The organism is Agromyces chromiiresistens, assembly GCF_029167465.1.
Classification (GTDB): Bacteria; Actinomycetota; Actinomycetes; order Actinomycetales; family Microbacteriaceae; genus Agromyces; species Agromyces chromiiresistens.
Map to the genome: position 1 here is coordinate 312,878 of NZ_JARFNL010000001.1, position 17,694 is coordinate 330,571.

12 protein-coding genes are annotated in these 17,694 nt (G+C 72.3%); 4 read left to right on the forward strand and 8 right to left on the reverse strand.

Annotation, left to right across the window (positions count from 1 at the left end; genetic code table 11):
- Positions 1-79 precede the first annotated feature (79 nt).
- From PX701_RS01395 to PX701_RS01425, 7 genes are all read right to left on the reverse strand, one after another.
- Positions 80-754 (reverse strand): response regulator, encoded by a 675-nt coding sequence (locus tag PX701_RS01395; protein ID WP_231429774.1) that lies wholly within the window; start codon positions 752-754, stop codon positions 80-82.
- Positions 751-2,013 carry a sensor histidine kinase gene (locus PX701_RS01400; RefSeq protein ID WP_231429775.1) on the reverse strand — a complete coding sequence of 421 codons (1,263 nt, stop codon included), beginning with the start codon at positions 2,011-2,013 and terminating at the stop codon, positions 751-753. Before PX701_RS01400 ends, PX701_RS01395 begins: the two co-directional genes overlap by 4 nt.
- A 148-nt stretch (positions 2,014-2,161) precedes the next feature.
- Positions 2,162-3,142, reverse strand: coding sequence for a YihY/virulence factor BrkB family protein (locus PX701_RS01405; protein WP_231429776.1), 981 nt, complete (start codon positions 3,140-3,142; stop codon positions 2,162-2,164).
- Positions 3,143-3,214: 72 nt separating this feature from the next.
- Positions 3,215-4,258 (reverse strand): alpha/beta hydrolase, encoded by a 1,044-nt coding sequence (locus tag PX701_RS01410; RefSeq protein WP_275505257.1) that lies wholly within the window; start codon positions 4,256-4,258, stop codon positions 3,215-3,217.
- A gap of 66 nt (positions 4,259-4,324) precedes the next feature.
- The gene (locus PX701_RS01415) at positions 4,325-5,458 is read right to left on the reverse strand and encodes a hypothetical protein (protein ID WP_275505258.1); all 1,134 of its coding nucleotides are present in this window, start codon (positions 5,456-5,458) and stop codon (positions 4,325-4,327) included.
- 95 nt (positions 5,459-5,553) lie between these two features.
- Positions 5,554-6,063: a GNAT family N-acetyltransferase gene (locus PX701_RS01420; protein WP_275505259.1), complete on the reverse strand. Its 510-nt coding sequence runs from the start codon at positions 6,061-6,063 to the stop codon at positions 5,554-5,556.
- Positions 6,064-6,183: 120 nt separating this feature from the next.
- The gene (locus PX701_RS01425; RefSeq protein WP_275505260.1) at positions 6,184-9,003 is read right to left on the reverse strand and encodes a M14 family zinc carboxypeptidase; all 2,820 of its coding nucleotides are present in this window, start codon (positions 9,001-9,003) and stop codon (positions 6,184-6,186) included.
- A gap of 360 nt (positions 9,004-9,363) precedes the next feature.
- Here PX701_RS01425 and PX701_RS01430 point away from each other — a divergent pair, with 360 nt between their 5' ends.
- From PX701_RS01430 to PX701_RS01440, 3 genes are all read left to right on the forward strand, one after another.
- Entirely contained in the window at positions 9,364-11,823 is a 2,460-nt protein-coding gene (locus tag PX701_RS01430) for a DEAD/DEAH box helicase (protein ID WP_275505261.1), read from the forward strand.
- A 95-nt stretch (positions 11,824-11,918) separates the two neighbouring features.
- Positions 11,919-12,686, forward strand: a complete 768-nt coding sequence (locus tag PX701_RS01435; protein WP_275505262.1) for a hypothetical protein — start codon at positions 11,919-11,921, stop codon at positions 12,684-12,686.
- Between the two features lie 106 nt (positions 12,687-12,792).
- Positions 12,793-13,917 carry a hypothetical protein gene (locus PX701_RS01440; RefSeq protein ID WP_275505263.1) on the forward strand — a complete coding sequence of 375 codons (1,125 nt, stop codon included), beginning with the start codon at positions 12,793-12,795 and terminating at the stop codon, positions 13,915-13,917.
- Positions 13,918-13,930: 13 nt separating this feature from the next.
- Here PX701_RS01440 and PX701_RS01445 read toward each other — a convergent pair whose 3' ends face one another.
- Complete coding sequence (locus PX701_RS01445; RefSeq protein WP_275505264.1) at positions 13,931-16,063, reverse strand: RecQ family ATP-dependent DNA helicase; 2,133 nt, start codon at positions 16,061-16,063, stop codon at positions 13,931-13,933.
- Between the two features lie 169 nt (positions 16,064-16,232).
- Here PX701_RS01445 and PX701_RS01450 point away from each other — a divergent pair, with 169 nt between their 5' ends.
- Positions 16,233-17,549, forward strand: a complete 1,317-nt coding sequence (locus PX701_RS01450) for an MFS transporter (RefSeq protein WP_231429785.1) — start codon at positions 16,233-16,235, stop codon at positions 17,547-17,549.
- Positions 17,550-17,694: the final 145 nt, after the last annotated feature.

Here is a 17,694-nt window from a genome sequence, read left to right on the forward strand (position 1 = left end):
CCGCAGGCTATGAACGCGGTCGGCGCCGGGGCATCACCCCGCGGAGCGGTTCGCGGGCCCTACCGGGGTACGGCGGGGCTCAGCCTGCCGAGGGGGTGACCAGGCCGGTGTCGTAGGCGAGCACGACGGCGTGCACGCGGTCGCGCAGGCCGAGCTTCTGCAGGATCTTCGAGACGTGCGTCTTCACGGTCTGCTCGGCGATGAAGAGCGCCGCCGCGATCTCGGTGTTCGACATGCCCCGCCCCACGAGCGTGAGCACCTCGAGCTCGCGCTCGGTCAGCGCGGCGAGCCGGTTGCCGGCGGGCTTCGGCGGCGGGCCCGAGCGGGCGAAGTCCTCGATCAGCCGACGGGTGACGCTCGGTGCGAGCAGTGCATCGCCGCCGGCGACGACGCGCACGGCGGCGACGAGCTCTTCGGGCGTCGCGTCCTTCAGCAGGAATCCGCTCGCGCCCGCCCGCAGCGCGTCGTAGACGTACTCGTCGATGTCGAACGTCGTGAGCATGAGCACCTTCGGAACGTAGTCGGAGCTCCGCGGCGGCGACTGCAGCGCGCGCGTGGCCTCGATGCCGTTCTGCTGCGGCATCCGTACGTCCATGACGACGACGTCGGGTCGCAGCTCGTGCGCGAGCGCCACCGCCTCACGGCCGTCGGCGGCCTGGCCGACGACCTCGATTCCGTGCTGGGCGCCGAGCACCGCGGCGAATCCGGCGCGCACCATCGCCTGGTCGTCGGCGATGAGCACCGAGATCGTCACCACGGGCCTCCGTCCGACCCGAGCGGAAGGGTCGCGAGTACACGGTAGCCGCCGCCCGGGCGCGGTCCGTGCTCGGCACGCCCGCCGAGCAGGGCGGCGCGCTCGTCGATGCCGACGAGGCCGTGCCCGCCGTGAGCGCCCGCGCCCGCGGAATCGGCTTCGGAGCCGGCGTCGGATCCGGGGCCCGCGGTCGGCGACGCGGCGGGCGGCGCCTCGTTCTCGACGCCGACGACGAGTTCGTCGGCGAGCACCTCGATGGAGACATGGGTCGACGCCCCCGGCGCGTGGCGGACGACGTTGCTCAGCGCCTCCTGCACGATGCGGAAGGCGGCCGTCGCGGCGAGCCCGCCTTCGGGCAGTCGGTCGCCGAGCTCGAGGGTCACCGGCACCCCGCCGCGTTCGACCGAGGCGACGAGGGCGGGCAGGTCGTCGAGACCCGGTTGCGGTGCCGTCTCGGCGGTCGAGTCCGAGCTGCGCAGCACGCCGAGCAGCTGCCGCATCTCGGTCATGGCGACGCGAGCCGACTCGGCGATCTCGGCGAACTCGGCGCGGGCCGCGTCGCTCAGCCCGTCGACGCGGTACGGCGCGCTCGTCGCCTGCACATGGATGATCGAGAGCCCGTGCGCCACGACATCGTGGAGCTCCCGGGCGATGCGGTTGCGCTCCTCGACGAGCACCCGCCGCTCCTGCTCGGCGGCCGACACGGCGCGCTCGCGGAACAGCTCGCCCGCGATCACCCGTCGCTGCGCGATGAGGAGCGCGATCGGCAGCGCGACCGCCGTGAGGCTCGCCGCGGCGATCTCGTTCGCGGTCGCGCCGGCGTCGACGAACGCGAACGGCACCGTCACGACCACGCCGGCGAGCCAGACCACGAACATGCCGAACCAGCTCATGCCGTTCATGCCGAGCACGAGCAGCAGGGCGGTCTGGCCGATGATCGTCGTCACCGGCCACGGCCATGGAGCACCCTCCGACCCGGCCGAGAGCAGGGCGAACATCAGGATGCCCCAGGTCGCGACGACCGCGGCGGTCCTCGGGAACCGCATCGCGAGGGGCAGCGCCCCCGCGAGCGCGAGGCAGGTCGCGAAGGCGCCGAGCAGGTGCACCCCGTAGATGGTCGCGGCGAGCGGCACCGAGACCGCGAACAGCACGAGGGCGAGCGCGGATGTCGCGAGCCACGCCCAAGCGCGGAGGCGCCGATCGGCGTCGGTCGGCGCGGGCGCGCCGCCGGACCGGGTGGTGGACAGCGAGAGGTTCATGGTGCCAGCCAGCCTGTCACGGCCGGTCGGGGTGCACATCCCTCGGCGGAGGGGTCTCAGGGCGATACTCCGGTAGGGGGCGGTGACTTCCGCTGGCATGGCCGCGCCGTCGACGGGTGCCCGAGCACCGGCCTCGTCGGGCGCCCGCTCAATCGAGCCGCAGGTGCCGCGACGCCCGCATGTCGTTCAGCCGCTCCTCGCGGTTCTTCGCGATGAGGCGGTCGTCGCGCAGCGGCAGCTGCACCTGCTCCTCGGCGACGACGCCGGCTCGCAGCTGCCGGGCGCGCTCGACCTCGGTGTCGAGCACCCCGCCGAAGAGCAGGGCGAGATTCGACAGCCACACCCAGAGCAGGAAGGCGATCGCACCGCCCAGCGCACCGTAGGTGCGCGAGTACGAGCCGACGCCGAAGACGTACATGGCGAACAATGCGCTCACCGCGACCCAGACGAGGAGCGCCCCGACTGCGCCGACGCTGAACCAGCGCAGGTGGCGTCGTCGCACGTTCGGCGCCGCCCAGCAGAGCAGGGCGATCGCGACGATGCCGATCGCGGCGAGCAGCGGCAGCTTGCCGAGGTCCCACCAGAAGGCGACGCCCTCGTCGAACCCCAGCGCCCGTGCCGTCGCGGTCGCGATCGGGCCGGTGATGACGAGGCCGACCACGGCGAGGGCCGCGAGCAGCAGGAGGGCCGCCGAGACGGCGAGCATCGCCGGGCGCATCGCCCAGAACGGGCGGCCTTCTTCGACCCCGTAGATGCGGTTCAGTCCTCGCCCGAGCGAGCCGACGTAGCCCGACGTCGCCCACAGCGCACCGAGCAGGCCCGTCACGAGCGCGAGGCCCGCGTGCGAGGCATCCAGGAGCTGCTCGAGCGGGGTGCGCACGGCGTCGACCGTCTCGGCGCCCCCGAGCTCCTCGACGACGCGGAGTGCGAGCGCGACGACCGCCTCCGCACTGCCGAACACCCCGATCGCGGCGAGTGCGGCGAGCAGGGCCGGCAGCGCTGCGAGCACTGCGTAGAAGGTGAGCGCGGCGGCGATGTCCTGCACCTGGTTGATGCGGTACTCATGCGCGGTGCGCGTGAGGATGACGCGCCAGTCGTCGCGCGAGAGCTGCACGGGGGAGTCGGGCATGCGGCCTCCGATCGGATCCGAGCCTACGGCGCGGTCGGTCGCGGAGGGAGGGGGTTGCGCGCGGCGCTCGGCTCAGCCCAGGTGCGCGTGCAGGAACGCCGCGACCCGCACCCGCAGCGCCTCGTCGAGGATGCCGATCGAGTGCTCGCCGCCCGGCACGACCGCGAGCTCGACGGGCACGCCGGCGGCCTCGAGCACGGCGGCGAACCGCGTCGACTGCCCGAGCGGCACGATCTCGTGCTCGGAGTGCCCGATGAACACGGGCGGGTCGCTCGGGTCGACGTGCATCGCCGGCGAGGCATCCATCGCCTGCGGGCAGTGCGCGTCGGCGGCGCGAGGTTCGCACCCCAGGTAGTCGGCGACGATGCCCCGCAACCAGTCGGATGCCCCGTCGGCGTCGAGCGCGGCCGAGCCGAGTCCGACCGGGCCCGAGAGCTCGGCGACCGCGGCGACGCGGGACCCCGCGTCGAGCGCGCCGTCGCCGGTCGTGCCGAGGAGCGCGGCGAGGTTGCCGCCCGCCGAACCGCCGAACGCGCCGATGCGAGCCGGGTCGATGCCGAACCGCTCGACCTGTTCGGGTGCGCGCAGCCACTCGACGGCGAGGGCGACATCGTCGATCGCCCCGGGGAAGACGGTGTCGGGCACCAGCCGGTAGTTCACCGAGACGGCGACGAAGCCCTCGCTGGCGAGCCACATGCAGACGTTGCGCCAGTCGGTGTTCGCCTTGTCGCCGCGGGTCCAGCTGCCGCCGTGGATCGAGACGACGGCCGGGAGCAGCGACGTCGCCGTCGTGGCGGGCGCCTGCTCGGGTCCTTCGACCGGGGCGGCCGGCCGGCACACGTCGAGCGTCAGCAGCGTGCCGTCCTCGCGGACGCCGTACTCGAGGTCGGCGTCGACCTGCAGCCCCTCGGGCGGCGTGAACGTGCGGATGCCGATGATCTCGTCACCGACGACCTCGCTCGCGGCATCGGGGCCGGGCGGGTCGATCTCGCGCAGCTGCTGGTGGAAGCCGGAGAGCGCGACGATGCCCACGATCGCGGCCGTCACGGCCGCTGCGGCCACCGCGACCCGCTTGCGGCGGACGCCGGAGCCGCCTGTGCGTCGGGTCGAGGTCACACCGGGCTCCGGGATTCAGGGGTGGAGCGATGCTAACCCACGATCGGCCGATCTGGAAACGCTTGCTCACGACCGTGAGACCACCGCTCCCGTCGTCGCGTCGAACGTCACGGACGCGTCCTCGTACGCGGAGTCGAGGAGGACCATCGCCTGCACCGGCCGGCTGCCCGACTCGTCGGCGACCCCGGCCCGCTGGAACCGCACGATCACCGACTCGGGGTCGGCGATGCCGCTCTCGTGCTGCGCCGCCGCGATGAGCTCCCGGACCTGCGTGAAGTCGACGGCGGTGACGTCGAACAGCTCGGCGGCCGGATCATCGGGCTGGATGAGCTCGGGCCCCTGGTGCTCGGTGCGGTCGTACCGGTACTGGTAGTCGTCGATCGTGAGCGCACCGGGTGTCGACGGCGCGGTCGCGAGGGCGTAGCCGTCGTAGAAGCCGACGCTCGTGAACTGCGGTCCGCCGACCTCGCGCACGAGCGCGTCGACGATCTCGTCGTGCCGGTCGCCCTCGACGACTCCGGCGGCGGCCGGGTCGCCTGCCGCGATCGCCGTGATCGATCGGCCGATCGTGCCGTACGCGGGCACGAGCGTCGCCGCGGCGGCGATGACGAGCACGAGCGCGAAGACGACGGCGTGCAACGGATTCGACGTCGCCTTCGGAACGCCGAGCAGGGTCTCGGGCTCGCTCGGCCAGGCCTGCGCGGTGGCGGCGAGCGGGATGGTGCGATCGGCGCCGGCGCGCAGCCGCTCGGCCTCCCGCAGCCGCTCCCAGTCGTCGGGCGGGTCCATCACGAGCACGACGTTCGCCTTCGACTCGACCGGCCGGCGCACCACGACCACGCAGCCCGGCTGCAGGCGCGGCAGCGCGACGAGGTCGACGATCTCGCGGTGCACGGTCGTATAGGCCGCGCGGTGACGAGGCGCCACGGTGAGCACGAGCTCGCACTGCGGCTGGTCGTTGATCGTCATGCCGGTCCGGCGGATGCGTTCGACCCGGGCGAGGGCGAGCTCGCCCGTCGGGTCGGTCGCGGCGGCGACCGCACGGCGGCTCGTCGTGAAGACCGACGCGGTGCCGGCGAGCAGCCCGATCGTGAGGGCGATGCCCCAGAACATCGAGTAGCGCGGGTCGCCGGTCGCGATCCAGCCGATCAGGCCGCCGGCGGCGGCGCCGAGTCCGATGGCGGAGAGGAGGCGGAGCATGGTGCGGGTCCTTTCGCGGGTTCGGCTCCCACGATGGCCCGGCGCGCCTCGAGCGCGGATGGGTAGCGATTGCTCATTCGCCCGCGGCGCGATGCTCAGGCCGGGGTGAGCTCCTTCGCCATGCACACGCTGAACTCCTCGCCGATGTACTGGCCGAACTGCTCGATCCGCCGGTACCCGTGCTTCTCGTAGAGGGCGAGCGCGGGCAGGTGCCGCGGCCCCGTCTCGAGCACGATCTCGCCGAGGCCGCGGGAGGCCGCGTCGGCCTCGATTCGCGTGAGCAGGGCGCCCGCGATGCCGAGTCCGCGTCCGGCCGGATCGACGAACATGCGCTTCAGCTCGCCGCGCCTGCCCGCGGCATCGCCCGGCGTCTCGTCGACGAGTGCCGCGATGCCGACGGCGGCGCCGAGCGCGTCGCGCGCGACGTACAGCCGCACCTCGGGTCGCTCGAGCTGGGCGACGTCGAGCAGGAAGCACGCCTCAGGCGGGTACAGGCTGCGCGAATACTCGGTGCTGCCCTCGAGCAGGCGCTCCACCTCGGGCTGTCGGGGCGGCTCGATCGAGATCGCGACGGATGCTTCGGTGCTGGGTCGTTCGGCCGGCATGCGACGAGCGTACGGACCGCGCGTTTCGCGCAGGTTTCACGGCGGACGCCCGGCTGCACGGCGTCGGCCCCGCGATACCGGATCGCGGAGCCGACGCCGTCCGAACAGGCGGCTGCGGCCTCAGCCGACGATCGCCTGGGGGGTGACGCCCGCGTCGTGGATGCGCTGCACGAGCTCGCGCAGGAAGGGGTGCTCGTCGGCGCTCAGCCCGTCGGGGTTCGCGATCGTGAACACCGTGCTGCCCCCGGCGGTCGCCCTGGTCGCGTCGTCGGCGTACTCCGCGACGAGCGCGGTGACCTTCTTCGCGTCGTTCGGCGCCACCGTGATCGAGATCGGGCGCCACTCGCCGCCGAGGTCGGCTGCGACCGGTGCCGCCTGCGCGGCCTCACGGGCGGCGGTCGCCCGGTTCGACGACGCCGCGGTCTCGCCCGCCGGCATGAGCAGCGCGTTCGCGACGAGCTGCATGCCCGAGTCGTTGTACGCGCGGAACAGCGGATTGAAGGCGTAGAGCACCGCGTGCCCCGACCCGACCGGCTCGTCGACGACCGCGGTCGAACCGCGGAGCGCGTCGGCGCCGACCGAGTAGCCGTTCGTCCAGAACGTGTCGCCCGTCGGGTAGGTCACCACGTTCGTGCCCGTCGTCGACGGCTCGAGGATCGGGTCGCCGTTGTTGAACGCGAAGTCCTCGTCGGGGCGTCCGAGGCCGATCGCGCTCGAGGCATCCGTGTCGACCCGGAAGTGCGAGCCGACGACCTGGTAGCCCGCCGGCTTCGCCCGCTCGGTCGTGCTCGTGAGCCCCGCCGAACGCGCCACGCGGGTGCCCTCGTTGCGGAAGCCCAGGTAGACGCCGCCGTCCTCGACCCAGGCCTTGAGGTTCGCCTGACCGGTCGCGGTGAGCCCGCCCGTCGCGTTCGAGCCGTCGGGCACGACGAGCACGTCGCGGTCGGTGAACGCCGCCGTGTTGTCGTTGATGTCGGCCGTCGTCACCGGCGCGAGGTCGAGCCCCCAGCGCTCGCCGAGCACGAACCGCGTCTCGCCGTGCGATCCCGCCGTGAGCGAGATGCCGGTGCCGCCGAACAGGCCGACGTCGGGCAGGCCGAGCGGCGAGGCATCCGTCGGCGCCGTCGTGTTCGTGAGGCTGATGCCGAACGATCGCGCCAGACGGTCGAGGTCGACCGAGCGCATCGCCGACGGCGGCACGACGACGAGCCCGTCGGCCGTGCGCTGCAGCTCGGCGCCCTCGCCCAGCAGGGCGAACGTCAGGTCGGCCGCCTTCGAGGAGTCGAGCGGGTAGGCGTACGCCTCGCCCTTCTTCGCCGTGTTCGCGATGCCGCCCGAGGTGTCGGTCACGCGCTTCGCCTTGGGCGTGACCTCGTCGCCGGTCGAGAGGGCGTTCATGCCCGCCAGCAGCGGGTTGCTCCACGACGAGACGTCGTAGAAGTACGGGAACGGCACGTACGGGTCCTCACCCAGCGTCGCCTGGATCCAGTGCTTCTGCGGCTGGGCCATGGGGATCCAGTAGGAGCCGGCCGGCACCGTCACCTCGGAGGCGTCGCGGCCGCCGAACAGGCGCGCGGAGTCGAGGGTCAGGGGCTTCTGGACCTCGTAGACCTCGACGTCCATGCGGCGCAGCCGGTCGACGAGCTCGCGCACGTCGCCGAGCTGCCGGTCGGGCAGCAGGAAATAGCTGCGCACCGTCAGGTCGGGCACCGGGAACTGCACGGTGTTCGTCGGCTGCACGACCTCGTTGGGCTCGAGCGTGCCGGCCTCGCCCTCGGCGAGCGCGGTCTTCCAGATCTGGTACCAGCTCGACAGGATCTCGTGCCGGTTGTCGGCAGCCCAACCGGTCGTCGCCCACTGCGTGAGGAACTGCTGCTGCACCCGGTCCTCGGTCGCCGACGCCGACCCCTTCTCATAGGTCATGCCGGCCGCACCGAACCCGGTCGCGGGCACCGTGTCGCCGTACCCCATGTAGAACATGTCGTACGAGCGGTAGTTGAAGTAGCACTCGGTCGTGACCGTGTCGGTGCAGATGCCGTTGTAGTTCTCCGTGAACGTCTCGGCGTTCTCGGCGCCGATGCGGTTGATCCAGTCGACCGGCTGGTCGGCGATCTCGTGGTGGATCGGGTCGGCGTTCGGCGGGAAGAAGTACTGGCGGCCGCCCATCTCGTGGGCGTCGATGAAGACCTGCGGCGGGAAGGCCCGCAGCAGCTCGAGCTTGGCGTCGGTCTCGACCTGGGTGCGCGCGAACCAGTCGCGGTTGAGGTCGAAGCCGAAGTCGTTCTGGCGGCGGTTCGCGTTGCGACCGTCGGGGTTCTGCGTCGGCATGATGACCGTGATCAGGTTGTCGAGCCGGTTCTCGACGTCGCACGACAGGCCCGACGACAGCTCGTAGAGCGTCTTGAGCGCAGCATCGGCGCCCGACTTCTCGCCGCCGTGCACGTTGCCGGCGATCCACGCGATCGCGGGCAGCTCGTCGGCGTACTCGGCCGCCTTCGCGTCGTTCAGCGCACGCGGATCGCGCAGTTCGCGGATCTGCCTGGCGATCTTGTCGAGCGCCGGCTTCGTGACGTTCGCCGACTTCGACACGATCGCGTAGGGCATCTCCTCGCCCCCGTTGCTCGTCGCGACGGTGCCCGAGACGACCCGGTCGCTGGCGGCGTCGATCGCGGCGACGTACGCCTGGATCTGGTCGACCGTGACCGGCTCGGCCTGGCCGAGGCCGAGCGGCGTGCCGAGCGCGTCCTCCGGCGACGGGACGGAATCGAGCCGGGCGTTCGGGTCGGCCGAGCAGTCGGCCGTCGCGGATGCCGCGGCGAAGGCGGAGGTCTGCGGCGAGGCCGCTGCGGCCGCCGCTGGGACCACCGCGACGGCGGGGATCAGCAGGGCGCTCGCGAACAGCGCGGTCGCGCGTGTCAGACGGAGTTCGGTGTGCTTCATTGGACAGTTCCCTCCAGAACAGGCCACGGGGGGCGGCCCGTGGCCGAGTCTGCCAGCGCCCCCGTTCGGGGGATAGTCCTCCTTTCGGCCCACTGGCGAAGGCGGAACCGGTGGTCGATCCCGGTTTCGCGCGCTGCACGGAGGTTTCCCAGCCGGATTCCGGTATTCTCGACGGGTCGGTTCTTGACACCGCGTTCGCGCGGATGGGTTTGTGAGTCAAAAGGGCCGGTTCCGGGGCGACTGGTCTCGGATAGTCACCGTATGTGAACGGCCCCGGTCGACGATGTTCCGGGTTCTCGGCGTGCTGCGCTCGCAGCTGCGCCGCCATGTACCTCTCGTACAACCCAGGAAGTCATCACCATGCCCAAGAACAAGAAGCCCAAGGGCGGCCGTCCCGCCGCCAACTTCGACCCGTCGTACGCGAAGGGCGGCAAGGGTCGCGGAACGCAGAAGGCCGGATCGCGCAGCCCCGGCCACCGTGGCTACCGTCCCGAGGAGGAGGCGCCCCGCAAGGAGCGCTGGTCGCGCGACGAGCGCGTCGCCTCGGGCCGCTCACCGCACCGTGCCGACCGCGAGGGCCGCGCCGATTCCTCGGCCGGTCGGGGAGCCGAGCGCAGCGGTGCGTCCCGGGACCCGCGCTCGCGCGACGACCGTCGATACGGCGACCGCCCCGCGCGCCCCCACTACCGCGAGGACCGTCCGGCCCGTTCGTACGATCGTGACGATCGCGCTCCGCGTTCGTTCGACCGGAACGACCGGAACGACCGTCCGGCTCGTTCGTACGATCGTGACGAGCGCGCTCCGCGTTCGTTCGACCGGAACGACCGGAACGACCGTCCGGCTCGTTCGTACGATCGTGACGAGCGCGCTCCGCGTTCGTTCGACCGGAACGACCGGAATGACCGTCCGGCTCGTTCGTACGATCGTGACGACCGCGCTCCGCGTTCGTTCGACCGGAACGACCGGAATGACCGTCCGGCCCGTTCGTACGATCGCGACGACCGCGCCCCGCGTTCGTTCGACCGGAACGACCGCAACGACCGTCCGGCCCGCTCCTACGATCGTGACGACCGCGCTCCGCGTTCGTTCGACCGCAACGACCGCAACGACCGTCCGGCCCGCTCCTACGATCGGGACGATCGGGCTCCGCGCCGCTTCGATCGCGACGACCGTGCGCCGCGCTCGCATGACCGCAACGACCGCGCCCCGCGTTCGTACGACCGCAACGACCGCCCGGCCCGCTCGCACGATCGCGACGATCGTGCACCGCGCCGCTTCGACCGCGACGACCGCCCCGCGCGCGCCCATGGCCGCGACGATCGCGGCCAGCGTCGCGAGTTCGACCGGCCCGGCTTCCGCGACTCCGGTCGCCGGCCCTCGAACTTCTTCCCCGCTCGCGACGCGGCGCCGCGCTTCTCGTCGAACGACGACGTCGTGCTCGAGCGCCTCGAGGCCGAGGCCATCCAGGCCGACGCCGTCGAGGGTGTGGACTTCGCCGATCTCGGCCTCGGCGGCAACGTCGTCCGCGCGCTCCGCGAGCTCGGGGCGGAGTCGCCCTTCCCGATCCAGGCCGCGACGATCCCCGTCGTGCTCGAGGGCCGCGACGTGCTCGGCCGGGGCAAGACCGGCTCGGGCAAGACGATCGCGTTCGGCGCCCCCGCGGTCGAGCGGCTCATGCAGCTCTGGACCGAGTCGGGCAAGGCCGGCGGACGCCGCCAGATGGGCCGCAAGCCCCGCGCCCTCATCCTCGCCCCGACCCGCGAGCTCGCGCTGCAGATCGACCGCACCGTGCAGCCGATCGCGCAGAGTGTCGGCCTCTTCACGACCCAGATCTACGGCGGCGTGCCGCAGGGGCGCCAGGTCGGTGCGCTGCAGCGCGGCGTCGACATCGTGATCGGCACCCCCGGTCGCATCGAGGACCTGATCGAGCAGGGCCGCCTCGACCTCTCGGAGGTCGTCATCACGGTGCTCGACGAGGCCGACCACATGTGCGACCTCGGGTTCCTCGAGCCGGTGCAGCGCATCATCCGTCGTACCGCCCCCGGCGGCCAGAAGCTGCTGTTCTCGGCGACCCTCGACAAGGGCGTCGCCGCCCTCGTCGACGAATTCCTCGTCGAGCCGGCCGTGCACGAGGTCGCCGGTGAAGACCAGGCCTCGTCGACGATCGATCACCGCGTGTTCGTCATCGACAACCGCGACAAGCGCGACATCGTCGCCCAGCTCGCGCAGCGCGAGGGCAAGACCCTCGTGTTCAGCCGCACCCGCGCCTTCGCGGAGGACCTGACCGACCACCTCGAGGACTACGGAATCCGCGCGGTCGCCCTCCACGGCGACCTCAACCAGGCCAAGCGCACGCGCAACCTGCACCAGCTCACGAGCGGTCGCGTCGACGTGCTCGTCGCGACGGATGTCGCGGCACGAGGCATCCACGTCGACGACATCGACCTCGTGATCCAGGCCGACGCGCCCGACGAGTACAAGACCTACCTGCACCGTGCGGGCCGTACCGGCCGCGCCGGCAAGGAGGGTCGCGTCGTCACCCTCATCCCGCGCAACCGTCAGCGTCGCATGAGCGAGTTGCTCGGTCGCGCCGAGATCGACGTCGACTTCGTCGACGTGCGCCTCGGCGACGACCTGCACGGCGAGCTCGAGCGCGGTGCCGCCGCGGTCGAGGTCGAGAGGGTCGAGGTCGAGACGGTCGAGGTCGAGACGGTCGAGGTCGAGACGGTCGAGGTCGAGACGGTCGAGGTCGTCGAGGTCGAGTCGTCCGATGTGACCGCGTCAGTGGCCGACACGACTGACGTCGAGCCCGCCTCCTGAGCCCGCGGGAGTCGCGGCGCTAGCATGAGCGCGACGCGACTCCCCGGCGCGGCCGCCCGGGCTCGGGCGGGAGCGCGCTGGGGAGGCGCAACCGCATGACCGACGAACCGACCTCGACCCCTGCTCCGTCCGAGGGTGGTGCGCCACCGGCCGGCGCGCCCGCCGGTGCCGCGACTGCGGCTCCACCCGCGGCCGCGACGCGTTCGATGCTCATCTGGTTCGGCGTCGTCATCGTCGTGCTGTCGTTCGTCGCGGCGTTCCTCGGCTCGTGGCTCGCTCGATCCGGTGACTCGACGGCCGCGGCTCCCAGCCCGACGCCGACGGCGACGGTCGACGAGGCCGCCTACGAAGAGGCGCTCGAGGAGATCCTGCCCGCGGGATCGGCCGTTCGCGCCGGCAGCGGCGTGCCCGAGGCCGGCAAGGGCTACGAGGGCGACGTCTACATCGACATCACCACCTCCGACGTGTACCTCTTCGAGAACGGCGAGTGGACGCTCGTCGGCAACATCCGCGAGTCGGCCGCCGAGAACCTGACGGGCGCCACCGGAAAGACGGGTGCGACCGGCGCGCAGGGCGAACAGGGCGAACAGGGCGAACAGGGCGAACAGGGAGCGCAAGGCGAAGCCGGCACTCCGGGGACCCAGGTCCTGCTCGGCGTCGGCGCTCCGGCGGCCGACACGTGCACGACGAACGGCGACGTCTACATCGACACCTCGACCGTGCAGTTCTACGAATGCGCCGCCGGATCGTGGCGGCTCTTCGGGCCGCCGAGCACGCCGACTCCGACCGAGGCGCCCGTCCCGACCGAGGAGCCCGCTCCGACGGAGACGCCCGCCGCCCCTGAGGACTCCACCGGGGAGTGAGCCGTCGCGGACGGCGGGAAGACGGGGCGGGTGAGGGCAGGATGCCGCGCCCGTCACCGTGCACACCCTGATCCGCCGACCCCACCGGCGCGCTATGTTCGGACCCATGCGCTCATCGGGTCTCGAACTGTTCGCCGGAGTCGTCGCGACCGCCGTCCTCGTCGCCGGCCTCGCCGGATGCACCCCCGAGCCGGCACCCGCGGCTTCTCCCGACCCGACGGCCGCCGCGTCTCCCGAGCCCGTCGCGACGCCGCTCGAGTGCGACGACCTCGTCGCGCCCGAGCTCGTCGCGGCGACCCTCGAGGGCGGCGACGGCACCCCGGTCGAGCCCGTCGCCGCGGCGTACGAGCACGACGTCTTCACCGGCCTCTTGCTCGAGGGCGTCGGCGGCCTGCCCTGTTCGTGGCGGGTCGGCAGCGGGATGCCGGAGTACGGCAACGGCTCCGACTGGGCGTACCTGCGCGTCGACGTGCTCCCCGGGGCGGCCGGCGAGTGGCAACCCGAGTGGGCCGGTGACGCCCCGTCGACCGATACCCGTGACGTGGCCGGGATCACCGCATCGATCGCCGCCGGTGACAGCGGGTGGCGGCTGTCGGCTCCGGTGGGCGACGCGTGGGTGCGGCTGAGCATCAGCGCCGCCGGACTGACCGGTGCGGGATCGCGCTTCCTCGGCGTGCCCGGTGGCGACATGCTCGACCGCCTCGCCGCCGCAGCAGAGCCGGTCTTCACGAGCATCGCGGGCGCGTCGCCCGAGCAGCTCGCCTGGCCGGCGATGCCGTCGCGCGAGGGCGAGGCCGCCTGCACCGGAGGGCTCGACGAGCAGGGCATCGTCGCGGCCGAGCAGCTTCCCGACGGCAGCGCCGTCGAATACACGGCGGTCGACGCGACGACCGCGCCGGTCGAGGGCTTCACGGGCGCCGTCGAGGCGGCGGCCCGTGCCTTCGACTGCGACGTCGTCGTGGATGGCGGAGCCGTGCCGCTCGTCTCGATCACGACCGCCCGCGGATTCGGGCCGCTCTTCGAGCGCCTGCGCGAGCCCGACGGCGACGTGGCGTTCGAGCCGATCGAGCTCGCCGACGTACCCGCGGGGTCGACGGCGGAGGCGGTCGTCCGTGGATACGACGACGGACCGTCGTCGCCCGCCTACCTCGTCGTGGGTGACAGCCTCTACCGGATCCAGGGCGACGGCGCGTCCGCCGTCGCGCAGGCGATCGTGCACCAGACGTACTGACGCAGCGCGCCCGCTACCCTCGCACCGCCAGCGCGAAAGGCAGCACCTCGGTCGCCCCGGCTGCGCGGAGTTCGCGTGCGGCGACCGTCAGGGTCCATCGGCTGTCGACCTGGTCGTCGACGAGCAGCACCGGCCCAGCCGGCACACCGAGCCCGCCGGCGCTGAAGCGATGCCACACGCCCGCCAGCCGGAACGCGCTGTTGCCGCCCGGCTGGCCGGTCGGGCCGCCGTCGACGAGTTCGAGCGCACCGAGGTAGGGCAGCCGCCCCACCTCGGCGAGGCCGCGCGCGAGTGAATCGACCAGCTGCGGCTTCGAGCGCGACGGCATCGCGACCACGGCCACCGGGCGCTCGGCCCAACCCCACTCGGCGAGCACCCGCACGCAGCCGTCGAGCACGCGGGGCGGCACCGGTGCATCGGGGGCGCCGGCCGCGAACAGCTCGCGCAGCGTGCCGCCCCAGCCGAGGTCGGTGAGCCGGGCCAGCGCCCGCCCCTCGGCGGCTCGCGCCTCGGGCGCGATGCGGCCCTTCACCGGTACGCCCAGGCGGTCGGCGCCGGTGGGCCACTGCGCACGCGGCTCGATCGGAACGCCCACCCGGTCGAGCGCTCCCCGGGCGGCGGCGGATGCCTCGCCGCCGACGCTCGTCGGGTACCAGGCGCCCGCGCAGTTGTCGCACCGGCCGCACGGGGTCGCCGTGTCGTCGTCGAGCGAGCGCTGCAGGAACTCCATGCGGCAGCCGTCGGTCGTCTCGTACTCGAGCATGTGCTGCTGCTCGGCGAGGCGCTCTGCGGCGATGCGGCGGTATCGGTCGGCGTCGTAGACCCATGGCGCACCGGTCGCGACCCAGCCGCCCTGCACCCGGCGCACCGCCCCATCGACGTCGAGCACCTTGAGCAGGAGCTCGAGCGGGGTCCGCCGGATGTCGACCATGGCCTCGAGCGACGGCGTCGAGGTCGGGGCGTCGGAGGAGAGGGCCGAGATCACGCGGCTCGCGCGCTCTTCATCGGGCATCGACGCGGTGGCGAAGTAGTGCCAGATGTCGGGATCTTCGGTGCCGGGCATGAGCAGCACGTCGGCCGACTCGGTCGCCCGCCCCGCGCGGCCGACCTGCTGGTAGTAGGCGACGGGTGACGATGGAGCGCCGAGGTGCAGCACGAAACCGAGGTCGGGCTTGTCGAAGCCCATGCCGAGCGCGCTCGTCGCGATGAGCGCCTTGACCTCGTTGCGCTTCAGCATCGTCTCGGACTCGGCGCGTTCGTCGGGGTCGGTCTGGCCCGTGTAGGCGCGCACGGCGTGGCCGTGCTCGCGCAGCAGGCGTGCGGTGTCGTTCGCCGCGGCGACCGTGAGGGTGTAGATGATGCCGGAGCCCGGCAGGTCGTCGAGGTGGTTCAGCAGCCACGCCAGCCGGCTCGGCGAGTCGGGCAGCCGCAGCACGCCGAGCCTCAGTGAGGCGCGGGCGAGCGGACCGCGGATGGTGAGCACGCCGGCCGCGGCATCCGCATCAGGGCGGGAGGCGGGCGCCGGACCGCCCGTCGTCGCCCCCAGCTGTTCGGCCACGTCGGCGACGACGCGGCTGTTCGCGGTCGCCGTGGTCGCGAGCACGGGCACGTCGGCCGGCATCCGGGCGATGAGCTCGCGGAGCCGGCGGTAGTCGGGACGGAAGTCGTGCCCCCAGTCGCTGATGCAGTGCGCTTCGTCGACGACGAGCAGGCCGATGCGCTCGACGAGCGCCGGCAGCTGCGTCTCGCGGAACGCCGGGTTGTTGAGGCGCTCGGGGGAGACGAGCAGCACGTCGACCTCGTCGGCCGCGAGCTGCTGCTCGACGTCGCGCCACTCGTGCGCGTTCGTCGAGTTGATGGCCACTGCGCGCACGCCTGCTCGCTCGGCGGCGGCGATCTGGTCGCGCATGAGCGCGATGAGCGGGGAGACGAGCAGGGTGGGGCCGGCGCCGGCGCGCCGCTGCAGGAGCGTCGCGACGAAGTAGACCGCCGACTTGCCCCAGCCGGTGCGCTGCACCACGAGGGCGCGACGCCGCCCCTCGACGAGCGCCTGGATCGCCTCGAACTGGCCGTCGTGGAAGACGGCGTCGTCGCGGCCGACGAGCTCGCGCAGGGCTTCGAGGGCGGACGGACGCAGGTCGCTCATGCCCTCAAGCCTGCCCGATGCCGCTGACAGCCTTCCGCACGGGCGGCCGGATGCGATACGCTCTGGATTCCCTACCGAACAATCGGTCAGGAAATAGGTCTCCGGCGCGACGCGTCCCGGTCGCGCCGGCCGGCCTGTCCCCGCCCGCCCCCTGAACAACGGAGTTCGCATGACCGCTGTCACCGACCGCCCCCGGGCCGGAAGCACCACGGCCGAAGAACGCAAGGTCCTCGCCGGCACCCTCGTCGGCACCTCGATCGAGTGGTACGACTTCTTCATCTACGCGCAGGCCGCCGGCCTCGTGCTCGCGCCGCTCTTCCTCGCCCCCGTCGCCGAGTCGAACCCGGGCCTCGCCCAGGTGCTCTCGTTCGCGACGATCGGCATCTCGTTCCTGTTCCGCCCGCTCGGCGCCGTCGTCGCCGGTCGCCTCGGCGACAAGCTCGGCCGCAAGAAGATGCTCGTCTTCACGCTCGTCATGATGGGCCTGTCGACCGCGCTCATCGGCGTGCTGCCGACCTACGCCGCGATCGGCATCGCGGCGCCCGTCCTGCTCATCCTGCTGCGCATCCTGCAGGGCTTCTCGGCGGGCGGCGAGTGGGGCGGCGCCGCACTCATGGCCGTCGAGCACGCGCCGAACGGCAAGCGAGGGTTCTTCGGCGCCTTCCCGCAGATCGGCGTGCCGATCGGCATGATCCTCGCGACCTTCACGCTGTGGGTGCTCACGAGCTCGATGTCGCCCGAGGCGTTCATGGCGTGGGGATGGCGCATCCCGTTCCTGCTCTCGATCGTGCTGATCATCGTCGGCTACGTCATCCGCAAGGCCGTCGAGGAGAGCCCGGTGTTCGAGGAGCTGCTGCGCCGCCGCAAGGAGGCCTCGGCCCCGCTCGGCCAGCTGTTCCGCAAGAACACGAAGCAGGTCGTGCTCACGGCGGTCATCTTCATCGCGAACAACGCGGCCGGCTACCTGCTGATCGCGTACTTCGCGACCTACGCGGTCACGGCGCTCGGCATGGACCGCCCGACGGTGCTGCTCGCGACGACCCTCGCCTCGTTCGGCTGGCTGATCTTCACCCTCTGGGGCGGCCGGGTCTCCGACCGGCTGGGTCGCGTGCGCACGTTCCAGATCGGCTACGTCTTCCTCGCGCTCTGGGCCGTGCCGATGTGGTTCCTCATCGACACGGGCGAGATCCTCTGGTACTTCGTCGCGCTGTTCGTGATGACGTTCGGGCTGGGCCTCTCGTACGGGCCGCAGGCGGCGCTCTACGCCGAGATGTTCCCGGCGAACGTGCGGTACTCGGGCGTCTCGATCGGGTACGCGCTCGGCGCGATCCTCGGCGGCGCGTTCGCCCCGATGATCGCCGAGGCGCTCATGAACCAGTTCCACGCCTCGTGGACGATCGGCGTCTACATCGCGATCGCCGCCGTCATCTCGCTCGTGGGCGTCTCGCTCGTGAAGGAGACGAAGGACGTCGACCTGCTCGACTGAACCGTCGACGAGCACGGATGCCTCGGGGCGATCGCCGCCCCGAGGCATCCGTCGTCTTCGAGGCTCGCCGGAGCGGTGGCGAGGTCGCGGCGGATGCCGCGACGTGACATAATTACTTCCCGAACGCTCGGTCAGGAATTCGACC